We start from the raw sequence: 13,690 nt of genomic DNA, 5'->3' as shown, positions 1-13,690 counted from the left end.
TCGCCGAACCAGCCGACCGCGCGAGATAGATGACATAATTTCAAAAGGAATTATAGGCTCCCGCAGGTTCGCAGGAATCTAAACTGTCAACACAATTTTGCCCACATGCGCGCTGGTTTCCATCCGCCGATGAGCTTCCGCTGCCTTGTCGAGCGGGAAGCTGCTGTCGATCAGCGGCTTGATTCGTCCCTCGTGCATCAAGGGCAGCACTTTGGCTTCGATGGCGCCGACCATCAAGGCCTTGTCTGCAACCGACTGCGGCCGCAGCGTCGAACCGGTATGGTGCAGCCGCTTCACCATCAGCCTGGCGAAATTAACGGTTGCCTTCGCACCATTGAGAAATGCGATCTGCACGATGCGGCCCTCGAGCGCGGCGGCATCATAGTTCTTCTCGATGTAGTCGCCGCCGACCATATCGAGGATGAGATTGGCGCCTGCGCCGGCCGTCATCGCCTTCACCTCCGCGACGAAATCTTGGAGTTTGTAGTTGATGGCGTGATCGGCACCAAGGCTAAGACAGGCGTCGGCCTTCTCCTTTGATCCGACGGTCACGATCGTCCTTGCACCGAACGCCTTGGCGAGTTGAATCGCCATAGTGCCGATGCCCGATGAACCGCCGTGTATCAGCAACGTCTCGCCTGCTTTCAATGCGCCGCGTTCGAACACATTGTGCCACACCGTCATCAGGGTTTCCGGTGTAGCGCCGGCTTCAAGCATGGAGAACCCGAGAGGGATCGGCATCGCGATCGATTCATGCGCGACGCAGTATTGTGCGTATCCGCCGCCCGAGACCAGCGACATCACTTTCTCGCCGAGTTGATACTTGCTCGCGCCTTCGCCAAGCGCAGCTATCTCGCCGGCGACTTCCAGGCCGGGCAGATCGCTGGCGCCGGGTGGTGGGGGATAGCTGCCGGAGCGCTGTAGGATATCCGGCCGGTTGACGCCGGCCACCGCGACCTTGATCAGGATTTCGTTTGTGCCGGGTGAGGGAACCGGACGAATCTCCGGCAGAAGAACCTCCGGGCCACCGGGCTTGCTGATGCCAATGGCGGTCATTTGCGCTGGTGGCTTATCCATGGGTCGTCACCGGAGAAACCGCGGGAAAGACGGTCCGATGCTGACTATAGCGTTTTCAAGCGATGTGCGTACCAATTCGTGTGAGAAGCCCGTGATTGCATGAGAAGCGAATAAGCTCTGGACAGCCGGCCGCGAACTGGAAAAATCTGTGACGACGGGCTCTTGAGCCGCAGCGGGACGGGCGCATGACCATCGACGACGACGAACCCAGGAAAAAGATCACGCATGACATCGGGCAGGATCTCTCGCTGCTTTCGGTGAACGAACTCGAGGAGCGCATCGCGCTGCTGACGGCCGAGATCCAGCGCCTGCGGGCGGCTGAAGTGAAGAAGCGTGCCTCGAAGGACGCGGCTGACCGTTTTTTCAAGTCTTGAGAGATGTCTTTTGTCCGGCTCTGAAGCCAAGACGAGCGAAACTGCTCCAAATGTGCCGAGGAGCAGGCGCGAAACGGACAACGAAGGATTGTCGTGTCCGGACTGGTCCAACCGGTTCCCCGGTGCCTGCACGACCGGGGAGCGCCCTGCCCAAACTGCAAACAAAAGCTGAAGAAATTCGTTCGTTTACGATTAATTAAGCTTTCCCGACTATGACTGAAATGTCCTTCATTGGACACCGAGTGGCTTCCTGTCCACTCTGTTTGACGCCTCCCTGTTATCAACTTCAGGCCGCCGGAAACGGCGGCTCTTTTTTTGCCTGCGGCATCTTACTGCGTCATTTTGCTTGGCATTATCCTCGCAATGTCGCCTTGAATATTAACCCTTATTAATCCTTGCCGATATCTGACGCTGGACTCCCGCTCCGCGACGCGCAATGATTTGTTCATCATAAGTCGGCGCGAAGAAGCCGGCGGGTGGCCCGCAAAATGGATACCGGTCGTCGCGGTCAGGGTGTACGTAAGTTATTGATTTAATGAATTTTCTTGCGGTAACCGGATTTCACTTGCGGAAACTGCGTGAGGCGTGAACCATGTTCGATCCATCGGCAGGCGACAGCGGTCTTGTCCAGTTCAGCGAACATCTCGCCGGCTCTTCCGTATTCACCGCCTTGTTCCGGGAAGGCATGGATCTGGTCGAGGAAACCGCTGCCTATCTCGATGGTGACGGCCGCACCGAGGCGAAGTCGCTCGAACGTTCAGTCAGCCTGACCTACGCCACCGAAAGCATGAGGCTGACCACTCGGTTGATGCAACTTGCTTCGTGGCTCTTGCTGCATCGCGCCGTGAAGGAAGGCGAGATGACGCTGGCACAGGCCAATCGCGAACAGACCAGGGTCAAGCTGTCGGCGGCGGATCCCGGTGCGCAGGACATGATCGCAAAATTGCCGTGGCAGTTGCAGGATCTGATCGAGCGGTCGATGAATTTGCAGGCGCGGGTACGGCGCCTCGATACCACCATCCATGCGCCGCCTGTAGAGCATGGGACGGCCGGTAATCCGCTGGTGTCGCAACTCGACCGTCTCAGGGAAGCATTCGAGCGCCAGACCGGCTGACCCTACCGAGAAAGTCGCAACGGGACGGTCTCGGCTGTCGTGCTTTGATGCCGCATGTTTTTGAAGGCGTAGCGCAACGAGAGCGCTTCACCTTTTGATGGAACGCTCATTTCCGATGTCATGCGAGCCGGCTGGCCGGCCAGCCGATAGAAGACCCGTTAAGCGGTCTCCTCAGAACTTCCGGATTGTTCCGGCGTGATGCGCCTCGCAATGACGCGATCTCTGATTGAGTTTTAAACTCAGTCCTTCTTGAGGAAGCCCGAGAATTTTTTCTGGAACCGGGAGACGCGGCCGCCGCGGTCGAGAATCTGTTGGGATCCGCCGGTCCATGCTGGATGCGACTTGGAATCGATGTCGAGGTTCAGCGTATCGCCGTCCTTGCCCCAGGTGGAACGGGTCAGGTACTCTGTTCCGTCGGTCATCACGACCTTAATTGTATGATAATCCGGGTGAATTTCGGCTTTCATGACGTGTCCTTGCAGGGCGGATGGTTTTGGGCGGATTTGGTCCGCTCTATATCGCACCAAGGTTTGACGGACAAGCGCGCCTGTGCATTTGCCAGCGTGCGCGGGGGGGCATATTAGGTTGCCTTATCAGCAATAGCGTGGTCAGGCGATGAGTCCGGTAGAAGTGCGTGAGAATACCCCGAAATCCGCGGCCGTCACCCTGCCGCTCGATGGTCCCTCAAAGGCCGGACCCGAGCCGGCCGGACCTGTCATAGCGGATCAGGCCTCGCCGCCGGACGCCGGCGCCCGCGGCGGCACCCGGTTGCGCCCGCTTCTCGCGCTCTTGCCTTATATCGCCCGCTACCGCGGTCGGGCGCTGCTTGCGCTTGTCGCCCTGGTCGTCGCTGCGCTGACGACGCTGGTCGTGCCGCTCGCAGTGCGCCGGATCATCGACTTCGGCTTCACGTCCGAAGGCGTCGCGATGATCAACAGCTACTTCACCATGATGATCGGCGTTGTCGCCGTCCTCGCCGGCGCCAGCGCGGCGCGTTATTTTCTGGTGACCACCACCGGCGAGCGCATCGTCTCCGATCTGAGGCGCGACGTTTTCGCCCACCTGATCTCGCTGTCGCCGGTGTTTTTCGACACCGCCCGCAGCGGCGAACTGGTCTCGCGGCTGACGGCCGATACAACCCAGATCAAGTCTGCGGTCGGTTCCTCGATCTCAGTTGCGTTACGCAACGTCGTGCTGTTCCTCGGCGCGGCCTCGATGATGGTTATCACTAGCCCGCGCCTGTCCGGCCTGGTGCTGGCGGCGATCCCGCTGATCGTCCTGCCGCTGGTCGCATTCGGACGCTGGGTGCGCCGCCTGTCGCGGAGCGCGCAGGATAATCTTGCGGAAGCCACGGCCTATGCCTCCGAACTGGTCGGCGGGATCAGGACCGTGCAGGCCTATACCAACGAGCGGCTCGCCGATGTCCGTTTCGGCGGCGAAGTCGAGCAGGCCTATCTGGCGGCGCGCAATTCGGCGCGCGCCCGTGCCGTGCTGACCGCGATCATCATCTTCATCGTTTTCACTAGCGTGGTCCTGATCCTCTGGATCGGTTCGCGCGACGTGCTGAGTGGCGACATGACACCGGGCCGTCTCGGCCAATTTGTGCTGTATGCCGCGTTCGCCGCGACCGGTCTCGGCCAGCTCAGTGAAGTCTGGGGCGAGGTCGCCGCCGCATCCGGTGCGGCCGAGCGCCTCTTCGAGTTGCTTCGCGTCAAGCCAGTGATCGCGGCGCCGCCATCACCGCGCGCTCTGCCGGCGCCAGCACGCGGCGATGTCACGCTGGACAACGTCAGCTTCGCCTATCCGTCGCGTCCGCAGGTCAAGGTGCTGGACAGCGTTTCGCTTGCCGTGAAGGCAGGTGAGAAGGTTGCCATCGTCGGCCCGTCAGGCGCGGGAAAAAGCACAATATTTCACCTACTGCTGCGGTTCTACGATCCCGCCGCCGGCACCATCTCGTTCGACGGCGTTCCGCTGCGCACCGCCGATCCACGCGAGGTTCGCGCCCGCATCGCGCTGGTGCCGCAGGAATCGGTGATCTTTGCCGCGTCCGCCCGCGAGAATATCCGCTTCGGTCGGCCGGATGCGTCCGATGCCGAGGTCGAGCGTGCCGCCGAACTGGCCCATGCCACCGAGTTCATCTGCCGATTGCCGGGAGGCTTCGAGGCGTTGCTCGGCGAACGCGGTGTGACGCTGTCCGGCGGACAGCGCCAGCGCATCGCCATCGCCCGCGCAATCCTGCGCGACGCGCCGCTCTTGCTGCTGGATGAAGCGACATCATCGCTCGACGCCGAATCGGAGACGCTGGTGCAGACCGCGCTGGAAGAACTGATGAAACACCGCACCACGCTGGTGATCGCGCATCGTCTCGCCACGGTACTTTCCTGCGACCGAATCATGGTCATGGATCAGGGGCGGATCGTGGAGCAGGGCACGCACGCCTCGCTGGTCGCCGCCAACGGACTGTATGCCCGCCTGGCGCGGCTGCAGTTCGAGGGTGTGTGACGCAATGCTGCGTCATGCCCGGCCACGACGACTCAAATACGGGCGTCACGGTTTCCATTCCATGCGCTTGACCAGCCGTCCTGACGTCGGATTGACGTCGTCGCCCGTGTGGACGAATCCGTTGCGCGCGTAGAAGCGGATGGCGCGCATGTTGTCGGCGTTGACCAGCAGCGTGATAACCGCAGGCGACAGCCGTTTCGCCTCACTTATCAGCGCGGTTGCGATGTCGCCGCCCCAATGCGCGGGGTCGACCACGAGCTGATCGAGATAACCGTCCGCATCGATGGTGATGAAACCTGCCAGCTTTCCGGATTGCTCGGCAATAATGATTTCGGCGTTGGGTACAAGCTCGTTGCGCCAGCGTTCGCGCCACCACGGCACGCGCGCCGCGAAATCGATCGCGGGATAGGTCTGTTGCCAGGTCGCCTGCCACAAAGCGATCGTTGCGTCTTCGTCGGCTTGTGCGTAGGGGCGGAGTTTGAATGTTTTGGTGTCTTGTTTAGGCATGAGCTTACCCGAAAACCGGAAGTCCACTTTTCGGGATCATGCTCTCACCGCTCCGTCAGCTTCAGTTCGATACGGCGGTTGCGCTTATAAGCGTCGTCCGTCGTGCCGGCATCGAGCGGCTGGAATTCGCCAAAGCCGGCGGCGACCAGGCGTTGCGGCGGCACGCCGCGCGACACCAGATACTGCACCACCGAGATCGCGCGGGCCGACGACAAGTCCCAGTTCGACTTGAAGACAGGGCTTTTGATCGGCCGGACGTCGGTGTGGCCGTCGACCCGCAGCACCCAGGCGATCTCGTTCGGAATCTGCTGATCGAGATCGGTCAACGCGCTGGCCATCTTGTCGAGCTCGGCTTGTCCTTCCGGCAGCAGCGTCGCCTGCGCAGTATCGAAAAAGACCTCTGACTGGAAAACAAAACGGTCGCCGACAATTCGAACATCCGGTCGGTTGCCGAGAATCGCGCGCAAGCGTCCGAAGAATTCCGAACGGTAGCGAGACAGCTCCTGCACTCGCTTTGCCAGCGCGACGTTCAGCCGCTGGCCGAGGTCGGCGATGCGGTTCTGCGACTCTTTGTCTTTTTTCTCGGAGACGTCGAGTGCGTTCTCCAGCGCTGCCAGTTGCCGGCGCAGCGCGCTGATCTGTTGTGTCAGCACCTCGACCTGCGCCAGCGCGCGAGCCGAAAGCTGCTTTTCGGAATCCAGCGCCTTGTTCAATTGGCTGTTGCGGCCCGCGGCATCGTTACCCGCGCCGGCGAGGCCCTCATAAAGTCCCTTGATCCGATCGCGCTCGGCTTCGGCCGATACGAGACCCGCACGCAACTGGCTGACCTCGTCGCCGAGGCTGACCTTGCCGAGCTTTTCCAGCGACAGCAGATCGGTCAATTGAGCGATCCTGGCATTGAGTTGCTCCAGCGCCTTGTCCTTGCCCGAGACTTCCTGCGACAGGAAGAACTGCACCACCAGAAACACAGACAGCAGGAAAACGATCGCGAGCACCAGCGTCGAGAGGGCATCAACGAATCCCGGCCAGTAGTTGAATCCGCTCTCGTTCCGGCGCCCGCGTGCTAGGGCCATGATGTTTCTCTTAAGATTGTGCCCCTCCCTCTGCGGAGGAAGGCGCCGGCCGCGAAGCGGCGGTCGGGGTAAACGGGACGGTCAGCTGGTCGTCATCCGGCGGTTGTGCAAGGTACTGAAGCAGCTTTTTGATCTCGCGGTTTTGCTCGCCCTGTTCGTCCGCCCATTCGCGAACCAACTGCTGTTCGGTCCGCATATGGCTGACGAGCCCCTGAATGGCTTCTGCAAGGCTCGCCATTGCGGAGGTGGTCTCATGGCCGGATCCCGTCTTCTCGACGGTGACGCGAAGCCGCTCAATCGCAGCTTTTATTTCGGCGGTGGGGTCGGCCCGGGTCTCGCCGCTATATTCGCGAACGGTGGTAGCGAGCCAGTCCTCAAGGTCGGTATAGAAGCGGTTCTGCGCTTGACTGGATTGCAGATCGAGAAAGCCGAGAATTAGCGATCCGGCGAGGCCGAACAGCGACGACGAAAATGAAATGCCCATGCCGCCGAGCGGAGCAGCGAGACCTTCTTTCAGTGTCTCGAACATGGACCCGGTGTCGCCGCCGATCTTCAGGCCGTCTATCACCTTGCCGACGGAGCCGACAGTTTCGATCAAGCCCCAGAACGTGCCGAGCAGGCCCAGGAAAACCAACAGACCCATCATGTAGCGGGAGATGTCGCGAGCTTCGTCGAGCCGGGTGGCGATGGAATCGAGCAGGTGCCGCATCGTCTGCTGGGAGATCGACATCCGCCCGGTGCGTTCGCCGCCGAGAATCGCAGCCATCGGAGCCAGCAGTCGCGGCCTCCGGTCAGTGGCCCGGCCCGGATTGGCGACGCGGAAATTGTTGACCCACGCGATTTCCGGATAAAGTCGGATCACTTGCCGGAATGCAAAAACGATTCCGATCGCCAGCACGCCTACGATCAGCGCGTTGAGACTGGGGTTGGCAAAGAATGCGGAAACGGTTTGCTTGTAAAGAACGATCAGTACCAGTGCGCACAGCACAATGAACACGACCATGCGCACCAGAAATATCCGGGGTGGCGCCAGCTTGGTCGGTTCGATCTCCGGTGCGGAGCGGGGGACGGTGCCTTGCGCCATGAGCGAACTTGCTTAACCCATCAAGGAGAGGCGAGGAAGTCGAGACAAGCCGCATTATGGCACGGTGTCGCCGGCAAAAAATAGCTCTTCCAACTATTTTGTCGTCGCTGTTTTGCAGCACCAAGAGCTTTCAATCGTTGCGTTTCTTTTGTGTCGAAAACTTCGTGCAGACTACTGTGAGGCTTAGACGCGCGTCGCGGTTTCAACTGTGCGGACCGACCCGACTCGATGAGGTGACGGTCTCGTGCCAAAAGATATTACTGCTCTGGTCGATCCTTGTGCTTAGCCTGGTGGCGATCGAACAGCACGCTCGGAAACGCATGCGCGTTACCATTTTCTTTCAATTCGAATGGAACCCGATCACGACTGTTTGAATCCGAGAAATCGGAGTGATCTCAAATCGATAGTGTCATGTGACATTGCGCCGCCAACAAATCGTATTGCGTCGCAGTCGTTCTCGTCTAACCTGCTTCAGGGGATATTGATACGGATTCGCGCATCAGGCTGCGAAGCATAACGCTTTGCGGACGGCGGATTCGTATTTCACTTTGCGAATGTGAGGTTTCCAAGTTCCAATGCCGAGATTCAATTTACGTCTGACGTTGGGGGCTATTGTGCTCGCCGGATTGTCGCCGCTCCTTGGCGGCTGTGATGAGCCCGCTACGGCCGAAGCTTCGGCGAAAGCGGTCACCCCCGAAGTCAGCGTGGTCACGGTGGTTCCGAAACCGCACGCGATCGTTCGTGAACTGCCCGGCCGCATCTCGCCGTTACGGGTTGCAGAAGTACGCCCACGGGTTTCCGGCATTATTACCAAGCGGCTGTTCCAGCAGGGCAGCGAAGTGAAGGCCGGCGCCTCGCTGTATCAGATCGATCCGGAGCCGTTCGCGGTCGAAGTGCAGGCCGCGGAGGCGGCGCTGGCAAAGGCTGATGCCGTACTCGAACAGGCATCGCATCATGCAAGGCGTATCGAGAAATTGACCGCCCGCCATGCCACCTCGGAGGCCGAAAACGAGAGGGCGATTGCCAACATGCGTCAGGCAGCGGCGGATGTCGCTGGGCGCAAGGCTGACCTGGCGCGAGCTCGGCTCCATCTTGATTACACCACCATTCGCGCGCCGATCGACGGCGTGGTCGGCGCGGCTCAGGTGACCGAGGGCGCGCTTGTTATTCAGAACGATGCGGCGAGCCTTGCGACTGTGCAGCAACTCGACACGATTTATGCCGACTTCACGCAGTCAGTGTCGGAGCTAAACAATCTGCGTCGTGCATTCGAGACCGGTGAACTGGAGCGCATCGCACCGGGCGCTGCAAAGGTCCGCCTCGTGCTCGACGATGGAACGCTCTACCCGGTGCCCGGAAAGTTTCTGTTTTCTGAGGCTAAGGTCGATGCCTCAACCGGCCAGGTGACGCTGCGCGGCGAATTTACGAATCCGAAGCGCGAGTTGCTGCCAGGCATGTACGTTCGCGTGTTGCTGGAGCAAGGCGTCGACAGCGATGCCATCGCCGTTCCGCAACAGGCGGTGCAGCGCGACGCCAGCGGTGGCAGCGAGGTCTACGTCGTCAGAGACGACGGTCGCGTCATCGTGCGTCCGATCCGGACGGCTGCCGTCCAACACGGCCACTCCATGGTGAGCCACGGGCTGAAGGCGGGCGACCGTGTTGTGGTGGAGGGCTTCCAGAAGTTCACGGTGGGCGACAAGGTCAGCGCCGTGACGTGGGCGGAAGCCGATGCTTCGCGGGAGACCGGAGCGCTGGCGGGCGAGACCGCGTCCGCGCGGCGGTAACGCATGCCGGCTTTCTTCATCGACCGGCCGATTTTCGCGTGGGTCGTCGCGCTGTTCATCTGTTTGATCGGCACGATTTCGATTCCATTCCTGGGCATCGCGCAGTATCCGATCATCGCACCGCCTTCGATATCGGTCGCGACCGTGTATCCCGGCGCCTCGCCGGAGAACCTTTATAACAGCGTCACGCGCCTGATCGAGGAACAGCTCAACGGCGCGACGGGCATCCTCAATTTCGAATCCACAAGCGATTCTTTGGGGCAGGTTGAGATCACCGCGTTCTTTGTTCCCGGCACCTCCACTGCTCTTGCGTCGGTGGACGTGCAGAATCGCATCAAGCGCATCGAGGCTCGCCTGCCCGCGGCCGTACTGAAGGAAGGCATCCTGGTCCAGGAAGCCTCGAGCGCGGTGTTGCAGATCATCACGCTGCGTTCGACAGACGGCAGTCTGGATGAGGTCGGCCTCGGCGACTTCATGACCCGTAACATCATCGGGGAAATCCGGCGTATTCCCGGCGTCGGCCGGGCCACACTGTTCTCCACCGAACGCTCGTTGCGCGTCTGGCTCGATCCAGAAAAGCTCGTTGGCTACGATCTGACGTCGGAAGACGTCACCAAGGCGATTGCGGCGCAGAACGCGCAGGTGGCTTCGGGCAGCGTCGGTGGGCCGCCGAGCCGGGATGGGCAGAAAACCGCGGCGCTGGTGCTGGTGAAGGGGCAGCTCACCACGCCCGAGGAATTCGGCTCCATTTTGCTGCGCGCCAACCGCGACGGCTCCACCGTGCGCCTGCGCGACGTGGCGCGGGTCGAGGTCGGCGGCATGGATTACCGATTCACCACCCGCCTCAACGGCAAGCCAACCGCGGGTCTTTCGGTGCTGCTCGCGCCGGGCGCCAACGCGCTTGCCACCGCGAGCGCGGTGGAAGCCAAGATGAAGGAACTTTCGAAGTTCTTTCCGGCGAATATCGCCTACGGTATCCCTTACGACATCACGCCCGTGGTGGAAGCCTCGATCGAAAAGGTCGTGCATACGCTGATCGAGGCGGTGGTGCTGGTGTTTCTCGTGATGTTTCTGTTCCTGCAGAACATCCGTTACACGATCATCCCGACCATCGTGGTGCCGGTAGCGCTGCTCGGTACCTGTTCGGTGCTGCTAATCGCCGGCTATTCCATCAACATGCTGACAATGTTCGGCATGGTGCTGGCGATCGGCATTCTGGTCGACGACGCCATCGTCGTGGTGGAGAATGTCGAGCGCATCATGGCGGAGGAGGGACTGCCGCCCAAGGAAGCGGCGCGCAAGGCGATGTCGCAGATCACGAGCGCCATCATCGGCATCACGCTGGTTCTGATGGCGGTGTTCGTGCCGATGGCGTTCTTTCCGGGCTCTGTCGGCATCATCTACAGGCAGTTCTCCGTCACGGTGGTTTCCGCGATTGCTTTCTCTGCTCTGATGGCGCTGTCGCTGTCGCCGGCGCTGTGCGCCACGCTGCTCAAGCCCGTAGAGGCCGGACACACCCACGCCCGCAAAGGCTTGTTCGGCTGGTTCAATCGCGCGCTGGAGGGCGTGCGTGGCCGCTACATTTCGACGGTGGGCTGGTCGCTGAGGCGAACCGGACGCCTGATGCTGATTTACGCCGTTCTGGTCGGTGCTCTCGTCTGGGGTTTCGTTCGATTGCCTGCCGGCTTTCTGCCGGTAGACGATCAGGGCTTCATCACGACTGACGTGCAGACGCCGGCGGATTCGTCCCACGGGCGCACCGAAACGGCTGTGGAAGCAGTCGAGAGATACCTGGCCAAACGGCCGGGGATTCAGGATGTCACTTTCCTGACCGGTTTTGCCTATTCGGGGCAGGGCATGAACACGGCGCAGGCGTTTATCACCTTGAAGGACTGGTCGGAGCGTTCTGAGAAAGATTCAGCGGCCAATATCGTCGCTGACGCCAATCGCGATCTGTTGTCGCTGCGCGACGCCAAGATCACCGCGCTGCAGCCGCCGCCGATCGACAACCTCGGCAATTCCTCGGGTTTCAGCTTCCGTTTGCAGGATCGCGGCCAAAAAGGCTACCCGGCGTTGTTGCAGGCGACCGCTCAGTTGATCTCTGAGGCCAATGCCAGTCCGATCCTGCAGAATGTCTATGTCGAGGGTTTGCCGTCAGCGGGACAGGTCAATCTTACGATCGATCGCGAGAAGGCGAGCGCCCTGGGAGTTACGTTCGAGGACATCAACGATACCATGTCGACCAATCTCGGCTCGACCTATGTCAACGACTTCCCCAACCGCGGGCGAATGCAGCGCGTGATCGTGCAATCGGATCGTGACGGCCGCACCACGGCACACGACATCCTCAACTACAACGTCAAGAACAGCAGTGGGGGGCTGGTTCCGTTCTCGTCGTTCGCCTCGATCGAATGGTCGAAGGGGCCGACACAGGTCGTCGGCTTCAACTACTATCCGTCAATGCGCATCACCGGCGAGGCGCGGGCTGGCTTCACCTCCGGCGATGCGATTGCCGAGATGGAACGGCTGGCCGATCGCCTGCCGCGCGGCTTCGGCTATGAATGGACCGGTCAGTCGTTGCAGGAAAAGTTGTCGGGATCGCAGGCGCCGTTCCTACTCGCGCTCTCGGCGCTGGTGGTGTTCCTCTGCCTGGCTGCGCTTTATGAAAGCTGGACCATTCCGCTGGCCGTGTTGCTGACGGTGCCGCTTGGGATTTGCGGCGCGGTGCTGGCGGCGACCACGCGCGGGCTTGCCAACGACGTCTATTTCACCGTCGGACTCGTGACCATTATCGGCTTGGCGGCCAAAGACGCCATCCTCATCATCGAATTCGCCAAGGATTTGCGCGCGCAGGGCAAGCCGCTCATCGAAGCCACGATGGAGGCGTGCGCGCTGCGCTTCCGTCCGATTTTGATGACCGGCCTTGCATTCGTCTCCGGCGTGTTGCCGATGGTCGTTGCAAGCGGTGCAGGCGGAGCGAGCCAGCAGGCGCTAGGCACCAGCGTGATGGGCGGCATGATCGCGGTGGTGGTGCTGGCGCTGTTGATGGTGCCGGTGTTTTTCGTCGTCGTGATGCGCGTACTCGGGCGCGACAAGAGCGGATTGGAGCCGGTGGGAGAGCCGGAAATCCACGGGCCGCCGGCGCCGCTGCATCCAGCGGAATAACCAGCGGAGTTTCCGTGCGCCGCGGCAGCGGTTAACGATCCTAGGCCGGTGCGGTATGCGTGAGCTCTTCCCACGTCGCGCCAACAATCGTCAGCCATGACTATTGTGCTCGCTGATTTCAGTTTTTGCAGCGTGGGCGTCAGAATCGCTTTGTGTCGAGCAAACGCCTTGATTGGCCTGAGCCGTTATCCCAGCGGCTTGAGGATTTTCACGAGTTCGGCGTGGACGAACTCGTTGCCGCAGATTACGTCACCGGTCTCAAGCGGGTCGTCGTCGCCCCGGATGCCGCTGACGATGCCGCCGGCCTCGCGCACGATGATCTGTCCGCCCGCAATATCCCACGGCTGCAGGTTGCGCTCCCAGTAGCCGTCGATGCGTCCCGCCGCGACAAAGACGAGATCGAGCGAGGCCGCGCCGAAGCGCCGCAGACCCGCCACCTTCGGCTGCAGGGCGGCCATCTCCCGTCGCGACAATTCGTGGTCACCGCGTCCGATATGCGGCAGGCCGCAGGCGATAACGCAGTCGTTCATCTGGCGGCGCCCCGACACGCGCAGCCGCTGATCGTTGAGAAAGGCACCCTTGCCGCGCTCCGCGGTGTAGAGCTCGTCATTGGCGGGATTGTAAACGAGGCCGGCGATCAGCACGCCGTCACGCTGCAGGCCGATCGAGACCCCGAAATGCGGAATGCCGTGCAGGAAGTTGGTGGTGCCGTCGAGCGGATCGACGATCCAGGTGTGGCTCTTGTCCGTGCCCTCGCGGTTGCCGCCTTCTTCGCCGAAAAAGCCGTAGCCGGGACGTGCCTTGCTGAGCTCCTCATACAGGATGTCCTCCGCGCGCTTGTCCGCGAGACTCACGAAGTTCGCAGGTCCCTTCAGTGACACCTGAAGATTCTCGATCTCGCCGAGATCGCGTTTCAGGCTCCGGCCGGCGCGGCGCGCAGCCTTGACCATGACGTTCATGAGAGCGGATTGCAGCATGATTGAGCTCGGGTGGATGATGAGGTCTGGGTG

The 13,690-nt window shown here is 61.2% G+C and carries 11 protein-coding genes; 5 read left to right on the top strand and 6 right to left on the bottom strand.

Annotated elements, in window-relative coordinates; all coding sequences use genetic code 11:
• Positions 1-78: 78 nt before the first annotated feature.
• Complete coding sequence (locus tag ACM561_RS16220) at positions 79-1,077, bottom strand: NAD(P)H-quinone oxidoreductase (protein WP_425906384.1); 999 nt, start codon at positions 1,075-1,077, stop codon at positions 79-81.
• A gap of 185 nt (positions 1,078-1,262) precedes the next feature.
• Here ACM561_RS16220 and ACM561_RS16215 point away from each other — a divergent pair, with 185 nt between their 5' ends.
• Together ACM561_RS16215 and ACM561_RS16210 are read left to right on the top strand one after the other, a co-directional pair.
• Positions 1,263-1,451 (top strand): DUF1192 domain-containing protein, encoded by a 189-nt coding sequence (locus ACM561_RS16215; protein ID WP_425906382.1) that lies wholly within the window; start codon positions 1,263-1,265, stop codon positions 1,449-1,451.
• Between the two features lie 592 nt (positions 1,452-2,043).
• On the top strand, positions 2,044-2,565 hold the full coding sequence (locus ACM561_RS16210; protein WP_425906380.1) for a DUF1465 family protein: 522 nt from the start codon (positions 2,044-2,046) through the stop codon (positions 2,563-2,565).
• Positions 2,566-2,804: 239 nt separating this feature from the next.
• Here ACM561_RS16210 and rpmE read toward each other — a convergent pair whose 3' ends face one another.
• A complete protein-coding gene (gene rpmE, locus ACM561_RS16205) occupies positions 2,805-3,032 on the bottom strand; it encodes a 50S ribosomal protein L31 (protein ID WP_079448021.1) in 228 nt (75 codons plus the stop codon).
• 148 nt (positions 3,033-3,180) lie between these two features.
• Between rpmE and ACM561_RS16200 the strand changes: the two genes are divergently transcribed.
• Positions 3,181-5,067, top strand: a complete 1,887-nt coding sequence (locus ACM561_RS16200; protein ID WP_425906378.1) for an ABC transporter transmembrane domain-containing protein — start codon at positions 3,181-3,183, stop codon at positions 5,065-5,067.
• Positions 5,068-5,112: 45 nt separating this feature from the next.
• Here ACM561_RS16200 and ACM561_RS16195 read toward each other — a convergent pair whose 3' ends face one another.
• The 3 genes from ACM561_RS16195 to ACM561_RS16185 are packed head-to-tail and all read right to left on the bottom strand — an operon-like array spanning position 5,113 to position 7,731.
• Positions 5,113-5,574 (bottom strand): GNAT family N-acetyltransferase, encoded by a 462-nt coding sequence (locus tag ACM561_RS16195; RefSeq protein WP_425906377.1) that lies wholly within the window; start codon positions 5,572-5,574, stop codon positions 5,113-5,115.
• Between the two features lie 44 nt (positions 5,575-5,618).
• Positions 5,619-6,647, bottom strand: a complete 1,029-nt coding sequence (locus tag ACM561_RS16190; protein ID WP_425906375.1) for a peptidoglycan -binding protein — start codon at positions 6,645-6,647, stop codon at positions 5,619-5,621.
• Between the two features lie 10 nt (positions 6,648-6,657).
• Positions 6,658-7,731, bottom strand: a complete 1,074-nt coding sequence (locus tag ACM561_RS16185; RefSeq protein ID WP_425906373.1) for a flagellar motor protein MotA — start codon at positions 7,729-7,731, stop codon at positions 6,658-6,660.
• A 575-nt stretch (positions 7,732-8,306) separates the two neighbouring features.
• On the opposite strand from ACM561_RS16185, the gene ACM561_RS16180 reads away from it, so the two are divergent.
• Positions 8,307-9,515, top strand: a complete 1,209-nt coding sequence (locus tag ACM561_RS16180) for an efflux RND transporter periplasmic adaptor subunit (protein WP_425906371.1) — start codon at positions 8,307-8,309, stop codon at positions 9,513-9,515.
• 3 nt (positions 9,516-9,518) lie between these two features.
• Positions 9,519-12,680, top strand: a complete 3,162-nt coding sequence (locus tag ACM561_RS16175; protein ID WP_425906370.1) for a multidrug efflux RND transporter permease subunit — start codon at positions 9,519-9,521, stop codon at positions 12,678-12,680.
• 185 nt (positions 12,681-12,865) lie between these two features.
• Here ACM561_RS16175 and ACM561_RS16170 read toward each other — a convergent pair whose 3' ends face one another.
• Positions 12,866-13,657, bottom strand: a complete 792-nt coding sequence (locus ACM561_RS16170) for an inositol monophosphatase family protein (RefSeq protein ID WP_425906368.1) — start codon at positions 13,655-13,657, stop codon at positions 12,866-12,868.
• Between the last annotated feature and the right edge of the window lie 33 nt (positions 13,658-13,690).

Source organism: Nitrobacter sp. TKz-YC02 (genome assembly GCF_049852135.1).
In the GTDB taxonomy this organism is placed as follows: Bacteria; Pseudomonadota; Alphaproteobacteria; order Rhizobiales; family Xanthobacteraceae; genus Nitrobacter; species Nitrobacter vulgaris.
Note: the sequence above shows the minus strand (reverse complement) of the source record. Positions and strands in the feature narration are given on the sequence as shown.